This is a genomic window from Alteromonas oceanisediminis (assembly GCF_018474025.1).
GTDB lineage: Bacteria > Pseudomonadota > Gammaproteobacteria > Enterobacterales > Alteromonadaceae > Alteromonas_E > Alteromonas_E oceanisediminis.
Window position 1 is genome coordinate 1 of sequence record NZ_JAHCTA010000012.1, and the last position, 16,241, is coordinate 16,241.

11 protein-coding genes, 6 tRNA genes and 1 pseudogene are annotated in these 16,241 nt (G+C 48.5%); 11 read left to right on the forward strand and 7 right to left on the reverse strand.

What is annotated here, in order from left to right; all coding sequences use genetic code 11:
• Together tnpC and KIU71_RS16600 are read left to right on the forward strand one after the other, a co-directional pair.
• Positions 1-1,386 (forward strand): annotated as a pseudogene (gene tnpC / locus KIU71_RS16595) (IS66 family transposase); the annotation flags it as partial.
• A gap of 81 nt (positions 1,387-1,467) precedes the next feature.
• Complete coding sequence (locus tag KIU71_RS16600; RefSeq protein WP_214132566.1) at positions 1,468-1,776, forward strand: amidase family protein; 309 nt, start codon at positions 1,468-1,470, stop codon at positions 1,774-1,776.
• A 215-nt stretch (positions 1,777-1,991) separates the two neighbouring features.
• Here KIU71_RS16600 and KIU71_RS16605 read toward each other — a convergent pair whose 3' ends face one another.
• The 4 genes from KIU71_RS16605 to KIU71_RS16620 all read right to left on the reverse strand — a co-directional run bounded on the left by KIU71_RS16605 (position 1,992) and on the right by KIU71_RS16620 (position 4,031).
• Positions 1,992-2,981: a serine hydrolase domain-containing protein gene (locus KIU71_RS16605; RefSeq protein ID WP_214132462.1), complete on the reverse strand. Its 990-nt coding sequence runs from the start codon at positions 2,979-2,981 to the stop codon at positions 1,992-1,994.
• A 700-nt stretch (positions 2,982-3,681) separates the two neighbouring features.
• Positions 3,682-3,757: transfer RNA gene (locus KIU71_RS16610), tRNA-Val, on the reverse strand.
• Between the two features lie 100 nt (positions 3,758-3,857).
• Positions 3,858-3,933: transfer RNA gene (locus KIU71_RS16615), tRNA-Val, on the reverse strand.
• Positions 3,934-3,955: 22 nt separating this feature from the next.
• Positions 3,956-4,031, reverse strand: a tRNA-Val gene (locus tag KIU71_RS16620).
• Positions 4,032-4,335: 304 nt separating this feature from the next.
• On the opposite strand from KIU71_RS16620, the gene gltX reads away from it, so the two are divergent.
• From gltX to KIU71_RS16640, 4 genes are all read left to right on the forward strand, one after another.
• On the forward strand, positions 4,336-5,745 hold the full coding sequence (gene gltX, locus KIU71_RS16625; RefSeq protein ID WP_214132463.1) for a glutamate--tRNA ligase: 1,410 nt from the start codon (positions 4,336-4,338) through the stop codon (positions 5,743-5,745).
• A gap of 87 nt (positions 5,746-5,832) precedes the next feature.
• A tRNA-Ala gene (locus KIU71_RS16630) sits at positions 5,833-5,908 on the forward strand.
• 266 nt (positions 5,909-6,174) lie between these two features.
• A tRNA-Glu gene (locus tag KIU71_RS16635) sits at positions 6,175-6,250 on the forward strand.
• Between the two features lie 175 nt (positions 6,251-6,425).
• A tRNA-Glu gene (locus KIU71_RS16640) sits at positions 6,426-6,501 on the forward strand.
• Positions 6,502-6,551: 50 nt separating this feature from the next.
• On the opposite strand, the gene KIU71_RS16645 is transcribed toward KIU71_RS16640, so the two are convergent.
• Positions 6,552-6,974, reverse strand: coding sequence for a hypothetical protein (locus tag KIU71_RS16645; protein WP_214132464.1), 423 nt, complete (start codon positions 6,972-6,974; stop codon positions 6,552-6,554).
• A gap of 166 nt (positions 6,975-7,140) precedes the next feature.
• Here KIU71_RS16645 and KIU71_RS16650 point away from each other — a divergent pair, with 166 nt between their 5' ends.
• The 3 genes from KIU71_RS16650 (at position 7,141) to KIU71_RS16660 (ending at position 10,977) form a co-directional block, all read left to right on the forward strand.
• Positions 7,141-8,100, forward strand: coding sequence for a tRNA-dihydrouridine synthase (locus KIU71_RS16650; RefSeq protein ID WP_214132466.1), 960 nt, complete (start codon positions 7,141-7,143; stop codon positions 8,098-8,100).
• 223 nt (positions 8,101-8,323) lie between these two features.
• Positions 8,324-9,685, forward strand: a complete 1,362-nt coding sequence (locus KIU71_RS16655; protein ID WP_390881942.1) for an amidohydrolase — start codon at positions 8,324-8,326, stop codon at positions 9,683-9,685.
• Positions 9,682-10,977 (forward strand): amidohydrolase family protein, encoded by a 1,296-nt coding sequence (locus tag KIU71_RS16660; RefSeq protein WP_214132469.1) that lies wholly within the window; start codon positions 9,682-9,684, stop codon positions 10,975-10,977. Before KIU71_RS16655 ends, KIU71_RS16660 begins: the two co-directional genes overlap by 4 nt.
• Before the next feature lie 50 nt (positions 10,978-11,027).
• Here the strand turns inward: KIU71_RS16660 and KIU71_RS16665 are convergent, their stop codons facing one another.
• Entirely contained in the window at positions 11,028-11,708 is a 681-nt protein-coding gene (locus KIU71_RS16665) for an arylesterase (RefSeq protein WP_250207604.1), read from the reverse strand.
• 23 nt (positions 11,709-11,731) lie between these two features.
• On the opposite strand from KIU71_RS16665, the gene KIU71_RS16670 reads away from it, so the two are divergent.
• Both KIU71_RS16670 and KIU71_RS16675 read left to right on the forward strand, forming a co-directional pair.
• Complete coding sequence (locus KIU71_RS16670; RefSeq protein WP_214132470.1) at positions 11,732-12,412, forward strand: ABC transporter ATP-binding protein; 681 nt, start codon at positions 11,732-11,734, stop codon at positions 12,410-12,412.
• Complete coding sequence (locus tag KIU71_RS16675) at positions 12,413-14,932, forward strand: ABC transporter permease (protein ID WP_214132472.1); 2,520 nt, start codon at positions 12,413-12,415, stop codon at positions 14,930-14,932. It abuts the gene before it with no gap.
• 349 nt (positions 14,933-15,281) lie between these two features.
• Here KIU71_RS16675 and KIU71_RS16680 read toward each other — a convergent pair whose 3' ends face one another.
• Positions 15,282-16,226, reverse strand: coding sequence for a LysR family transcriptional regulator (locus KIU71_RS16680; RefSeq protein WP_214132473.1), 945 nt, complete (start codon positions 16,224-16,226; stop codon positions 15,282-15,284).
• Between the last annotated feature and the right edge of the window lie 15 nt (positions 16,227-16,241).

Here is a 16,241-nt window from a genome sequence, read left to right on the forward strand (position 1 = left end):
CAACTGGCGCAAAAGGATACCCTCATTCTCACCTTGCAACAGCAGTTGTTGGTGTTGCGTCGTCGTCAGTTTGGCCGCTCCTCTGAGCAAGTCGACAAACAAGTCCATCAAATCGAGCTTCAGCTTGAAGAGTTAGAAACCCAGGCGGCACAAACACCGGATGTGACACTGCCCACGGCAGAAACAAAGGATGCGCCTAAACGCAGAGTCGCCTTGCCTTCGCACTTACCGCGTGAAGATATGCGTGTTGAGCCTGCTAAAACGTGCCCAGAGTGCAGCGGCGAGCTGAAGCCTATCGGTGAGGATGTCTCGGAAGTGTTGGATGTGGTGCCGGCCTCTTATCGCGTGATTAAAATCGTGCGGCCCAAATACAGCTGTGTGCTGTGACACGCTTATCCAAGGTGACGCGCCACAACGCGTTATCCCCAAAGGCTTAGCCAGTAGCGCGTTGCTCACTCAAGTCATGGTCGATAAATACCTCGACCATCAACCGCTGTACCGTCAGTCCGAGCGCATGGCACGTGAAGGTGTGGATATCGAACGCTCCACCTTGGCAGGCTGGGTGGGTCAGGTCAGCACCCTTATCTCACCCTTGGTCGATGCCATTGGTAAACACGTCAAAAACGCCAACCATCTTTATGCGGATGACACCACAGCACCGACCTTAAAACCAGGTAAAGGCACAACCCAAACAGGGCGCTACTGGACTTATGTACGTGATGGGCGGGACTTGAATGAGCACGTCCCGCCAGCCGTGTGGCTACAATACTCTGAAAACAGAAAGAGCCTTCATCCCACTTCGCACTTAAAGGGTTACACCGGCTCAATGCAAACCGATGCCTATGCCGGATATAACGACGTATACCGTAAAGAGGTCACGTTTATCGGGTGTTGGGCACATGTCAGGCACAAGTTCTACGACATAACCCAATCGGGTCCTTCACCGATTGCCGAGCAGGCCGTCGCTATTATCCAACGGCTTTACGCCATTGAAAAAAATATCAAAAACAAACCGCCGGACGAACGACAACAAGTCAGACAACAGCAGGCCATCCCCATACTGGATGAACTGCATACCTGGCTGCAAAATACATTGCGTATGCCAAAAATGGACAGGCATCTATCGACAACAACACCGCCGAGCGTTCACTTCGTCCGATAGCATTAGGGCGTAAAAACTACCTGTTCGCCGGCTGAGTTGCAGGCGGGCAACGTGCTGCTACATTATACAGTCTGCTCAGCACAGCTAAACTCAATGGAATCAATCCGAGTCAGTATCTTACCGCTGTACTCAAACGCATTGGCCAACACCCCATCAATCGCGTTGATGAACTGTTGCCGTGGAATATCGACTTAACCCAAACCCACACTACCGACGCACTCTAAAAATAGGTGTCCACTTAAAAAGGAGTGGACACTTAAATTAAGATCAAGGTGTCATGACCGTACGCTTACGTTAAAAATTTCATAAGACCAAGATTTTACGAGCTGTTTAAAAAACACAATGTAGACTTGCTCCTTGCACCGACAACAGTTTCATTGCCTATGCACGCTTCTCCCACCAATCATCAAACTACTACGGTGAATGGTAAGGAAATTTCTATTTTCGAGAATGATAGAAACTCAACACCAGGTGCAGTGGCTGGATTACCCGGCATTACTATTCCAATAGGACGAAGTATAGAAAACCTGCCTATCGGCATTAACTTAGATGGCCCACGCAATGCCGACGAGCAATTCTTAAGTGACGTTGAAATTATTGAAACATTGGTGTGAAAAAGCTTATTAAATCTGCAGCATATAGTTGATTCGCTGGGCTTGCACTGTATAAGGAGCCATTGATAACTAACAGGTCGTATGCTTCGCTTGAGATTAACGCCAGAAAGGCCGTTGTCGATGATTATTGAGAATCAGATGCGGTGTAATAGATCTGACCTACACTGAATAAGCATTCTCAAAACATAGTCTGCTGTTGGTGAACTAATAATAGTTCACCAGCATTTGAGTATTGGAAAGATGTGTTCTTTGCTGAGTTTTTGATGCGATGCGTTGCCATATTTATCAATGTAGCTGTTGAGTAATATGACAATCGAAAACTCCAAGTCTGGTAGGTATTGCACAAGCGCTGTGTATCCAAAGTCTGTGCTGCCCCCGGCGTAGTAACTTAACGTTCCCCACGATGAAAAATGCCGAATGTTACCCAGCATCCACTGGCTATTTGCTTTTTGAAGCATCAGATTATTTTGGCTATTCGGAAATAATCTCCCATCTAGAATCGCTTCAAACCAAATACTCAAATCATCCGCTGAAGAAACCATCCCACCTTGACCTATCAATGCCCATGTCAGTTCTTTCTCAAAGGTGGTTTGACCACTGTCCGAGCCTCCATAGCCTTTGGCAAGCTTTGCTTCACGAATATTTTCATCGCCATAGAAGCCTGTGTTATTCAGTTTTAGCGGGTTGAGAATATTGTTGCGAACATAGTTTTGAAAGCGAGTCTTGGCGACTTCTTCCACAACAGCGGCTAAAAGCGTGTAAGCGGCATTAGAGTAAGCAATGCTTTCATTCTGTTCTCCAAGTAATCGAAGAGAGAAGATTTTTTCCAACGCTTCAGCTTTGCTCATTACATCAAAATCTGTCTCGTTATGGAAATTATCAAGTCCCGAGCTATGGGAAAGCAAGCTTCGTATCGTCAACTCTTTTTTGTCGTCAGGTGAGTCTGGAAAAATATCTGCGACTGTAGTTTCCAGTGCTAACTGACCTTCCGACACGAGCTTCAATATTGCGGCAGCCGTGAATGTTTTTGATATTGAACCAATATCAGTCACTGTTTCCGGTGTGTTTTTTAGCTCGCTAGCCCTATCTGAAAAACCATAGGAGTGACGGAATATCTCGCTGCCCTTCGATGTTATTATTATGGTTCCATCAAACTTTTCTCTTTTCTGTAAGCGGTGCAACTCATCTGACAGCTTGGTGACCACATCGTGGCCTGATTTTATGTTCGATGAACCGGGCTCATGTTCATCGGCCAATACCGTTGAACAGTTCATAAGCATGAACAGGGTAAAAACCGAATTGTATAGATATTTCAGACTCACTTATTGGCTTCTCAATAATTCGTATCTGATGATCAGCATATAGTGAACTGGCCCGTTAATTAAACGTTGATATGTAACAAGTTTTATCTGTCTGTTCTAAAGATGCAATGGCAACTATGCATTGGGTTCGTGGTCGCCGTAGACCTCAACAAAAGATAGCTGCCGTTAGTATAGCTATGTGTATCCACTGCAAAGGGGAACACCATCCGCGCAGATAAAGTTTTAACGCACCTGAAAGAACATCACTTGTCTTAAAAAAAAACCGGAGTCCAAGTACTGGCCTGCATTGGAAACTCAACCATGTTTGTTGGTATGAGTTACATTGATGTTAGGAGTAGCCGTAACCAAAGTGGTGAACGCTACTGCGGCACGGTCAGTCGACTTGAACTAACTTGCCTAGAAACTTCCAACAATCTTAATTTAAAAGTGGTGGATGTTGCTGCGGCACGGTCGGTTGACTTGAACTAACTTGCCTAGAAACTACAAATAATATCTATTTTAGGAGTGGTGGACGCTGCTGCGGCACGGTCAGTTGACTTGAACTAGCTTGCCTAGAAACTACAGATAAAATCGACTTTGGAAGTGGTGGACGCTACTGGGCTTGAACCAGTGACCCTCGCCTTGTAAGGGCGATGCTCTCCCAACTGAGCTAAGTGTCCATTGAATTATTTTCTTGAAAAGTGGTGGACGCTGCTGCGGCACGGTCGGTTGACTTGAACTAACTTGCCTAGAAACTGCAAATAATATCTATTTTAGGAGTGGTGGACGCTACTGGGCTTGAACCAGTGACCCTCGCCTTGTAAGGGCGATGCTCTCCCAACTGAGCTAAGCGTCCTAAGAGTCTGATATTTCAAAAGTGGTGGACGCTACTGGGCTTGAACCAGTGACCCTCGCCTTGTAAGGGCGATGCTCTCCCAACTGAGCTAAGCGTCCATCCGTTACCGCTGTCGCGATAAGTGGGCGGTATTATAGAGTTGTAAGTCGCGCTGTCAACCGTAAATTCGTGTGAAATTTCAATTGTTCACTTTGCGTTCAAAGTGTCTGTTCTGTGTACGTTAAATGCTCATTTAGCGCTCGATAGAGGCCTCATTGTCTGTGGTAGGGAAGGTCGCTGGTTGAGGTTGTTCATTTTTAAAGTAGGGCTTTCATCAAGATAGCAGCCTTTCATCAAGTGAGGGTTCGCTTGCGAACACAGGTGTTGTAGAATGCGCGGCAATATTTGATTTCGGATTAAACTATGTCGGTTGTTACGCGTTTTGCGCCTAGCCCTACGGGCTATCTTCATGTGGGAGGAGCAAGAACTGCTCTGTATTCTTGGTTGTACGCAAAGAGCCAGGGAGGCCAGTTCGTACTGCGTATTGAAGATACTGATATTGAACGTTCTACCGAAGAAGCAAAACAAGCTATTTTGGATGGCATGAATTGGCTAGGGCTTGATGCCGATGTCGGTCCGATTTATCAAACCGATCGGTTTGACCGTTACCGCGAGATTGTTGAGCAACTGCTTAAAGAAGGTAAAGCGTATAAATGCTTTATGCCAGCGGCGGAGCTGGACGACATTCGCGAGCAGCAAAAAGCGCGCGGTGAGAAACCTCGCTATCCGGGTACGTGGCGTGACCGCACAGACCATCCCGACGGCCAACCGTTTGTGATCCGCTTCAAGAACCCACTGGAAGGCAAGGTGAGTTTCGACGATCACGTTCGTGGCGCGATTGACGTTGCCAATAGTGAAATGGATGATCTCGTGATTGTACGTTCAGACGGCACGCCAACCTATAATTTCTGTGTAGTAATCGATGATTGGGATATGCAGGTAACGCACGTTGTGCGCGGGGAAGATCATATCAATAACACACCTCGACAAATCAATATTCTCAAAGCCTTGAACGCGCCGGTACCTGAATACGCGCACGTATCGATGATACTAGGCGATGATGGCAAAAAGCTTTCGAAGCGTCACGGTGCGGTGAGTGTGATGCAATATCGCGACGATGGTTATCTTCCTCAGGCGGTGTTGAACTATTTGGTGCGTTTGGGCTGGTCACATGGCGATCAGGAGATTTTTTCCAAACAGGAGATGATCGATCTGTTTTCGTTGGACGCCATCGGCCAATCTGCATCAGCTTTTAATACTGAAAAACTGATTTGGCTCAATCAGCACTATATTAAAACCTTGCCTACCGCTGAGGTTGCCGTTCATGCAAGCTGGCACTTTGAACAGCAGGGGATTGATATTACTCAGGGGCCAGCGTTGGAAGATGTCATCAGTGTACAGGCTGATCGCGTGAAAACCTTGGCCGAACTGGCCAGCATTAGTCGCTACTTCTATCAAGATTATGACGAGTTTGATGCTAACGCGGCGAAGAAGCATTTACGCCCTGTCGCGCGTGAAGCGCTAGAGGTGGTGCAGCAAAAGTTGGCTGACATTGATACGTGGTCGCCAGAAACTATTCAGGAGGCGATTAATGCCACGGCTGAATCCTTGGACATTGGCATGGGCAAAGTTGGCATGCCATTGCGTGTTGCAGTGACGGGCGGAGGCAACTCGCCATCGTTAGATTTGACCCTTAATCTGATAGAGAAGAGCAAAGTTGTACAACGAATAAACAAAGCGCTAGATTTTATACAAACGCGCGAAAATTCCTAAAAAAATCGTTGACACAAAAGGGGGGGATGCCTAGAATGCGCCCCGCTGTCACGGAACGAGACTCAGCTAAGAGTCGGGTTCACATACGGGGCCATAGCTCAGCTGGGAGAGCGCTTGCATGGCATGCAAGAGGTCGGCGGTTCGATCCCGCCTGGCTCCACCACGTTTTGCGATAGCGAAATTACTAGGTTAGGAAAAGGTCGTTCGGTTCGCCGGCTCACCTCTCCTGACAAAAAATCAGCAAAGCTTGCTTTGCTAACAAGAATACTAGGTAAGGTCGCTCAGTTTCTTACGAAACTTCGCCTTACAGAAATTTATCAAAGCGTGCTTTGATAGCAAAATTACTAGGTTAGGAAAAGGTCGTTCGGTTCGCCGGCTCACCTCTACTGACAAAAAATCAGCAAAGCTTGCTTTGCTAACAGATTTTTTGTCCCCTTCGTCTAGAGGCCTAGGACACCGCCCTTTCACGGCGGTAACAGGGGTTCGAATCCCCTAGGGGACGCCATTTTCGTGCTTTGCAGGTTAAGTTAAAGCACCCGTCAGGGACATGTCTGACGCTGATAAAATAGCAGAGCTTGCTTTGCTAACAAAAATACTAGGTTAGGAAAAGGTCGTTCGGTTCGCCGGCTCACCTCTCCTGACAAAAAATCAGCAAAGCTTGCTTTGCTAACAGATTTTTTGTCCCCTTCGTCTAGAGGCCTAGGACACCGCCCTTTCACGGCGGTAACAGGGGTTCGAATCCCCTAGGGGACGCCATATAGAAAAGCCCGCTTTTTAGCGGGCTTTTTTACATCTTTTGTTTTTGGTTATTCTTCTTGGCACTGAGAGTCAGCTAAGAACGCATCCAGCCATTCGTTCGCTTCAGCCACATTTGCTGCAAATACATGCGGTATATTGCACTCATCATACATTCTGCCCATTTGGCGGCGTGTGATTGATTGGCCTTCCGCCTGTTCGAGCACAAATGCGCAGGCAACCATACCCATGCTTTGGCGGTCGATCACTGTGCGTTTAAGTTCAGCTTCCGCTTCCGGTGTAAAAATGGGCATGCCTGTCATGACGGCAATTTGCGTCCACGGCGCGCTTAATTCGGTTCTAAGTTTCGCGGCAATATGACGATACGTTTTTATGGTTTCGGCGTTGAATGGGCCGTTTGAAACCACAGTTAACCGGTTGTTTTCGATGGTAATTTGGTATGTGCCATGCTGGGCATATTGCTTAGACATCATTCATCATGTCGCTTGAGCTAACAGCTGTAAGCTGAGTGTAGAGAATCCTCTATCGAATGCAACCCATTTTGAAAATAGGCCACGTTTACATCGCACCGCCTGTCAGTTATTCCATACGAGTAAACATGCTAAACTGCGCGCTGTATTTTTACTGATGGCAAACTTCATGCAAATCATGCTCGCCCCGATGGAAGGGGTTGTCGATCACCTGATGCGCGATATGCTAACAAGAATTGGTGGCTACGATCTGTGCGTCACTGAGTTTTTGCGCGTGGTTGAGTCGCTCCAGCCTGAGCATGTGTTTTATAAGATATGCCCTGAGCTTCGTCATAGAAGCTTAACGCCGTCTGGCGTGCCAGTTCGCGTGCAGCTTTTAGGGCAGCATCCACAGTGGATGGCGGCAAACGCGCAGCGAGCAGTCGAATTGGGCTCACCCGGCGTGGATATTAATTTTGGATGCCCGGCGAAAACTGTCAACAAAAGTCGTGGCGGGGCTGCATTATTGAACGAACCGAATACGCTGTTTGCCATCGTTGATGCAGTCAGGCGCGCAGTGCCTGCGGGGAAGCCGGTCACCGCTAAAATTCGCTTAGGTTTTGAGCATAAATCGCAAGTGTTTGATAATGTCAGCGCGTTGACTGACGCGGGCGCGACTGCCATCACAATTCATGCTCGCACTAAAACCGATGGGTACAAGCCTCCGGCCTACTGGGATTGGATTGCGCAGGTAAAGCAAATGAGGTCGGTGCCAGTGATCGCGAACGGTGAAATCTGGACTGCAGAGGATGCGGCGCGCTGTCGTGAAGTCTCGCAATGTGATGACATTATGCTAGGGCGGGGGGCGCTGTCGATGCCCAATTTAGCCCTCACTATCCGCGATGGCGAGCAGCCAATGCCATGGGATGAAGTTACAAATTGGTTGGTACGCTACTCCGGGTATGAAATCTTTGGTGATAAAGGGCGATATTACCCCAATCGCATCAAGCAATGGTTTGGTTATCTCAAGAATCAATACCCAGAGGCATTAGCTGTTTTTAATCAGATCCGCACATTGCGGCACGCCGAAGAGATCGTTGAGATTATCGACGCCAATCGGTGCATCAGTGTCTCATCTGAGTCTGCGTAACCTTACGACCAATCACAGCGCATCCGCGCTTAGGCGTGTTTTCAATCAGTTGCCATCATGATAAAACGGTAAGGGTAACCTAAACGTTGTGTCATCAGCGCGTTTTTAACCAATGATTAAATGACTTTACACACTCTACAATGAACACCAACAAAAGAAGAGCATTATGAAAAAACCACTGTCTTTAGGGGTTGTTGCACTTGGCTTGGTCGCCGCCGGCGTCATGTCAGGTTGTGCCGATAGCGATACTGGCGCAGACACCCAAGATCCAAAAGTTGAATTTAAGCAGAACCCGTACCCCAGCACATACAAGCCTTTGCCTAGCGAAACAACGTTAATCACTAATGTAACGGTGCTGGATGGCGTAGGCGGCAAAATCGACAATGGTGCAGTGCTCTTTGTCGATGGAAAAATCAGCGCCGTCGGTAAAGATATTGCCGCCCCTGATGATGCAGTGGTTATTGATGGGGCAGGAAAGTGGGTTACTCCCGGTATTATCGACACTCACAGTCATTTAGGCGTTTATCCTGCCCCCAGCACGCAATCGCATGCCGACGGCAATGAAATGACCTCACCTGTTACCGCTGATGTGTGGGCTGAACACTCTGTGTGGCCTCAGGATCCGGGGTTTGGTCGTGCTTTGGCCGGTGGCATTACGGCGCTTCAAATCTTACCGGGCTCCGCCAATCTATTTGGTGGCCGTTCAGTCACCCTAAAAAACCTACCCAGTCGCACCATGCAGGACATGAAGTTCCCAGGCGCGCCTTACGGAGTAAAAATGGCCTGTGGTGAAAACCCCAAAAGAGTTTACGGCGAGAAAGGCGGGCCAATGACACGGATGGGCAATGTTGCAGGCTATCGCCAGGCATGGGCAGACGCGCAAGCCTATGTGCACAGTTGGGAAAAGTACGAGCGTGAGTATGAGGCGGGTGGAAACCCCAAGCCGCCGAAAAGGGATCTGAATAACGACACATTAGCGGGCGTACTCAATGGCGAGATCATCGTACATATGCATTGTTATCGCGCCGACGAAATGACCGTGATGATGGACGTGATGAAAGAGTTTGACTATCAGATAGGCAGTTTTCACCATGCGGTGGAAGCCTACAAAATCGCTGATAAGTTAGCCGAAAACAACGTGTGTTCATCCATGTGGGCTGACTGGTGGGGCTTTAAGATGGAAGCGTACGATGGTATCCGTGAAAATATCCCGATGGTGCATCAAGCCGGCGCGTGTGCGGTTGTGCATTCTGATTCTGATCTCGGGATTCAACGCCTGAACCAAGAAGCTGCGAAAGCATGGTCAGATGGGAAACGTGCAGGTATTGATATTCCTATGGCGGATGCGTGGCAATGGTTATCCGCTAATCCGGCAAAGTCACTGGGTATATTTGACCAAACAGGATCACTGGAAGCAGGGAAAAATGCTGATTTAGTGATTTGGAGTGACAATCCATTTTCTACCTATACTCAAGCTGAGCAAGTCTTCATTGACGGCGCTTTAGCGTATGATCGCAACAACCCGGAAAGCTGGCCAATCAGCGATTTTGAATTAGGTCAGGTGGCTGAAGGAGATATAAAATGAAGCACTTTTATCAATTGGTTAAGGCCACCACAACGGCGTCGTTAACGCTGTGTTTCGCATCCCTAGCGTTTGCTCAGAATGTCGCATTAGTCGGCGCAACGGTTCATACCTTAAGCGACACTGGAACGCTTGAGAATGCCACGGTGCTGATGGCTGATGGCAACATTGAAGCTGTTGGCGAGGATCTCAACGTTCCTCAGAATTATGAGCGCATTGATGTGACGGGCAAAGTCATTACGCCCGGATTGTTTGGTGCATTTACCTCATTGGGTTTGCAAGAAGTCAGTTCATCTGCCGGCGTCGTAGACGACCGCGTGAAAGCGCATCCTGTGTCGGCTACCGGTGCGGCCTACGATGCAAGCTATGCGATCAACCCTGACTCGTCGCTGATGGCAATTACGCGTGTAGAAGGTTTTACCACGGCGGCCAGCGGTTTGAGCGATACCGACCAGCTATTTACCGGCCAAGGTGCCGTTATTTCATTGGCCAATACAACGTCACCTGTGCTGAAACCCCGTGCCTTCGTGCACACGCGGGTGGATAATCGCGGCGCAGCAGGAAACGGGGACAGCCGCGCTGCGTTGTGGGTTGCATTGGATCAGGTACTGAACGAGGCGGCTGGTGCCACATCTGCGGACTTGGCCGTGGGGGCGGATTGGCATGGTTTAACCAGCAAAGCTGATGTAAAAGCGCTGAAAAGTGTGTTGGCTGGCACAACGCCTTTACTTGTGACGGCGAATCGGGCTGCTGATATTCGTCAGGTGATTGCGCTTAAGCAACGGTTTAGTAGCTTAAAACTCGTGATTGTTGAAGGGCTTGAAGCATGGCGTGTCGCCAGCGAACTGGCCAGCGCACAAATTCCGGTCATCATTAACCCTGAGTATAACCTGCCGGGCGGTTTCGACCAGATGGGAGCAACCTTAGCTAACGCCGCGCGTCTTCATGAGGCTGGTGTCACGGTAGCCATTGGTATGGATACCCACAATATCCGGCTGGCGACCCAGCATGCAGGCAATGCTGTGGCAAATGGGTTACCCCATGAAGTGGGTTTAAAAGCCGTATCGCTGAATCCTGCCATCATTTACGGTGTGAGTGATCGTATGGGCAGCATTGAGTCGGGAAAAATGGCGAATATCGTGGTTTGGTCGGGTGATCCGTTAGAGGTCACCGAAGCGGCCGAGCAAGTGTGGATTAATGGCGAACCTACTGAAATGACATCTCGCCAAATCAAATTGCGCGATCGCTATTTACAGCTTAATCAGGCTAAAACCCAGCCTTACGTTAGACCTTAGTGAGTGAAAGCACTCCCCTAGCGCTGTTGAGCCGGGGGAGTGCCAACAACTTATTGTGATTGATGCAGTAACGGCGTGAGTTTTTCGCGCATGAACGCCGCGATAATGGGCTGAGCCTCTGCATTCGGATGAATGCCATCTCGCTGCATGAGCGCCGGATCTAAGGCGATATCAGCAAGAAAAAACGGCACCAGAGGAATATCGAACTCTTCTGCGATGAGAGAAAAACTGTCGGTGAACAGTTGGTTGTAACGCCGCCCATAATTGGTTGGGATCTGCATTTCCTGAATAAGCACCTCAACCCCTTCTGCTTGCGCTAATTTAACCATCGCTTTCAGATTCGCTTTTATTTTATTCACGTTATGGCCTTGCAGGCCGTCGTTACCACCGAGTTCGATCAGTAAATGTGTGGGTTCGTGCTGTTCGAGCAAGCGCGGCAGTCTTGCCAACCCACCGTCGGTTGTCTCACCACTAACCGCAGCATTTACCACTTCAATCTCAGCATTATGTTCTAGCCATTGTTTTTGTAACAAACTGACCCAACCTTGTTGAGATGTTAAGCCGTAGGCCGCACTTAAACTGTCTCCCAAGATGAGCAGCTTGACAGGTTTTACAGCGTTATCAGATGCTTGTATGTGATCTGAAAGCAACAATAGCGGTATTAATATCAACAGCGTGCTAACGCCGGGAAACGCCAAGCGTTTCGACAGTGTGCGCGTAAAATTAACCAAACTAAAGACTCCTCAAAAAGCTTATGATTGAAACGAAAGCGATTACCAAAACAGTTAGTACCAGTGAAGGCGAACTTCAGATCCTTCAGCCGATTTCTTTTCATGTCAAGGCAGGTGAGTCGATTGCTATTGTCGGTGCGTCGGGTTCCGGAAAATCGACCTTATTGGGCCTTCTCGCAGGTCTTGATGAAGTCAGTAGTGGAGAAATCATGCTTGATGGGCAGCCTCTTCACACCATGGACGAAGAGAAACGTGCGCGCTTGCGGGGCGAAAAAGTGGGCTTTATTTTCCAAAGTTTTATGCTGGTGCAGAGCCTTACGGCGCTGGAGAATATTATGCTGCCCGCAGAAATTAACGGTTTGAAGAATCCACGTGAGAAAGCCTTAGAGATTTTGCAGCAAGTCGGTTTGGGCCACCGTGCGCACCACTATCCAAATCAGTTGAGTGGTGGCGAACAACAACGTGTAGCGATTGCGCGTGCTTTTATTACACAACCTAAAATACTGTTTGCCGATGAGCCTACCGGCAATCTGGATGCAGCCAACAGCGATAAAGTCGAAGCCTTGTTATTCAAGTTAAACAAAGACAACAATACAACGCTTGTGCTCGTTACCCACGACACGGAACTGGCAAATAAGTGCGCTCGTCAGTTGCATATGCAAGCTGGCCAACTCAGCGAATCATCCTTACGTGAGGCCAGCTAAGTGAAGTCAGTCACTCTTCAACTTGCGTGGCGCTTGTTTCGCCATGAAGCCCGTCGTGGCGAGCTTACCATCATTTTATTCGCGATCATTTTGTCTGTTGCATCAGTTTTGTCACTGTCGCTGTTCAGTGAGCGCTTGCAACAAGCCTTGACCGATCGCTCAGCCGAATTCATTGCAGCAGACAGACGCTTAAACTCGCGCCACCCGGTTGAACAAACCTGGGTAGACGAAGCGGTAAATTACGGTTTACAAACTGCTCAGCAGGTGAGTACACGTTCAATGGTGTTTGGTGGCAACGAAATGGCATTGAGTGATTTGCGTGCCGTCAATCAAGACTACCCGTTAAAAGGAGCGATCACGGTTGCACCGCAACCGTTCGCCAGTGCTAGTGCAGTCGATGGTGCGCCGCAAGCCGGTGAAGTGTGGATAGACTCACGCCTTTTTCAGCTGTTGGATGTTGAACTGGGTGACACGATTTTTGTCGGTGACGCGCCGTTAACGGTCACTCAGGTGTTGGGCGAAATTCCTGATGCGGGGTTTAGTGTATTCAATACCGATCCGATTGTATTGATGTCAATGCAGGATCTGGCTGCGACTAACGTAGCGGGGCCTGGGAGCCGGGTGAATTACAAAACCTATTACACAGGCGAAGCATCGGCGCTGGAAGATTACTACGATTGGCTTCGTCCGCAGTTAAATGATGAAGTGCATTATTGGATGTCGGTCGAGGATGATGAGTCGCAAATCGGCAGAGCCGTAGCGCGTGCAGAGCGCTATTTTCTGTTAGCCAGTTTATTGGCTATCGTGCTCGCGGCGGTATCTATTGCTGTCGCAGCACAGCGTTACAGCCAACGCCATTTTGATCCCGTTGCTATCATGAAAACCATTGGAGCAACTAAGCGGCAGATCCAGCAGATTTATGTGCTGCAAATTACCTTTATAACCTTATTGGGTATATTCGTTGGTGCGGTATTGGGCGTCGGTATTCAACAGTTAGTGGTTACGGCGCTCGGGGATGCGGTTGAAGTTTCACTGAGTGTGTGGCATTGGCGACCTTTAGTGATTGCATTGTTTACCGGTTCGCTATGCGCGTTGATGTTTTCATTGTATCCGCTGATGCAACTGTTCTCTGTACCGCCACTGCGGGTATTGCGCAGAGATATGAATGCCAGCCTGAGTTCTCGCACACTGCAATTTGCAGCAGCGGGCGGCGCTATTTTTCTGTTGATGTGGGCTTATAGTAGCGACCTGATGGTCAGCGCTATTTTATTCGTTTCAGGGATTGTGCTTATCGCAGGCCTACTTGCGGTGACAATGGGCTTAATTGTGTTGGGTCGAAAACTCGGCGGCGGGGCCATTGGGCCGTGGCAACTGGCGTGGGCACGGATCAGACGCCGCGCGATGGACAACTCAGTGCAACTGATCAGCTTCTCCGTAACCATCATGCTATTGCTGGTCGTATTGGTGATGCGCAACGATATGATCGCGCAGTGGCGCGCGCAGTTGCCAGAAGGCACGCCAAATTATTTTGTCTCAAATGTTACTGAACAACAGCGCCCAGAGCTGATAGCGCATTTTGACGCGAACAATGTTCAGCATGACGATTTTTTCCCCGTCGTCAGAGGGCGGTTTGTGGCCATTAATGATGAACGCATTCGCACGGAAGTGACCAAAGAGGATGACGAAGAGCCACGTGAGGGGCGGGATGGACTAGGGCGTGAAGCGAACCTGACATGGGATTTGGAACTGCAAACTGGCAACGTGATCAAACAAGGGCGCTGGCTGGACGCGTGGCAGCCCGGTATGCCGGATGAAGTGTCGGTAGAATCTGAAGTTGCGCAGCGTTTGGATATTAATCTGGGCGATACACTTACCTTTAATGTCGGCAGCGAAATCATCACTGTCACGGTAACTAGTTTGCGTGAAGTCGATTGGCAAACGATGCAGCCCAACTTTTTCTTTGTGTTGCACCCGGAAGCCATGAAAAATTACGCAGCGACCTACATTACCAGTTTTCATTTGGATGAAAGTCGCAAATCTGAAATCACTCGTCTGATGATGCCGTTTGCGTCAGTGACGTTGTTTGACGTGGATGCGCGTATCAATCAGTTGCGTGATGTGGTGGATCAGGTGTCACTGGCGGTTGAGTTTATTTTGATCTTGGTGCTGGCGGCAGGAAGCTTAGTACTCATCGCTCAAGTTCAGGCTAGCATGGACGAGCGTCAACAAGAGCTCGCTATTCTTCGTACGTTGGGCGCAAAAGGCAGCTTGATCCGCTTAAGTGTGGTGTACGAATTTATCATTATTGGCGTTGTTGCGGGCTTTATGGCGGCGGTGGCGAATGAATTTAGTTTATGGCTGTTGCAGTCTCAGGTGTTTCAAATGGAAGCGTCGATACACTGGGAATATTGGCTGATAGCGCCAGCTGCTGGCGCAATCGTCGTGGGTATCTTGGGCGCTCTCGGGTGTTGGCGTTTGCTGGCGCTGAATACCGGTACACTGTTGCGCAAGATGGTGTAGTTAGAGCAGAGAGCGTCGTATTCAGGCGTGGGCGAGTCATAGAGTCTCGTACTGGGTGGTATAGTTTTATACTGGCGAAGGGCAGGATGAGACAAGGAGTGGACATTTAACGCCGAAAAGCAGCGGCGCATTTATACATCTTCTGCCTCTTTTTGTTAGCTCCTTTCTCTGCTAAATTTAAATTTATCCGATAGCTCAATCTTTGAAACCAGCTATCTAGTGAGACACTACTACCGAATTCAACAGGCCTTTGTGCTATATGAACTCAGCCAACAGCTTAAAGCCGAGCAAAGCGTAGAAACCGCCATCGATATTATTGAAACGGCTGTGAAAATATAAACAATCACATTTAATTCGGCAAGCTTTCTGCCCAAGTAGCGTGGGTGGATTCCTGTTGCTTAGCTAGATATTCAATAATGAAATCCACCAATAATTTGACTTTTTGCGGTAAGAATTCTCGTTTTGGGTAGATGGCAAATACACCCCCCTCTGGTTGTGGCGCCCTAAAGCTTGGATATGGAGAAACGAGCGTCCCCTTTGCTAAGCCTTCTTTGGCCAAAAAATGCGGAAGCTGGGCAAAACCAAATCCATCTTCACACAGGTGAGCCATAGTTTCGCCGTCGTCTGTCATGTGGGTTGAAATTAAGTTATACGGGATATACCCACCCGTCGAGTTGGGTAAAAATATCGGTTGGCGTTTTTGGCTTTGCTTAATTCGAAAACTTATCCAATTGTGTTGCTCGAAGTCTTTTGGTGATTGAGGTGTGCCATGTTTAGCTAGGTAATCAGGAGAGGCGCAAATCAAAAAATCCATCGGGGTTAAACATCTGGCCACAAGTCGGCTGTCACTAACAAATCCAGTGCGTATCGAAACATCAATATGGCTTTCAATAATATCTGTATATAAATCGTTTATTTCTATATCTAATTTTATATCAGGGTAATGTTGGCAAAAAGTGCGCAAAATTGGGCGTAGATAGAGATGTCCATAACACACCGCTGAACTAATACGTAATGTACCAGTTGGGCTATCATTTAGCTGTTTTAGCTCCTCTTCACAGGCGCTGAGGTCATTCAGTAATCGTCGCGCCGTTTGCTCATACTTCAACCCAGAAGGGGTGACTTTCAGGGCGCGAGTTGAACGTTGAAATAAGGTCAGTGCTAATTGCCTTTCTAACCGAGTGATGGCTTTGCTCACGGTTGAGGGATCTGACCGACACTTCTTTGCTGCAGCCACAAAAGAGCCTGCATCACATGTGGCTAAAAACATTTCAAGGGTGCGTAGTTTATCCATAACGTTCTCCAGCAT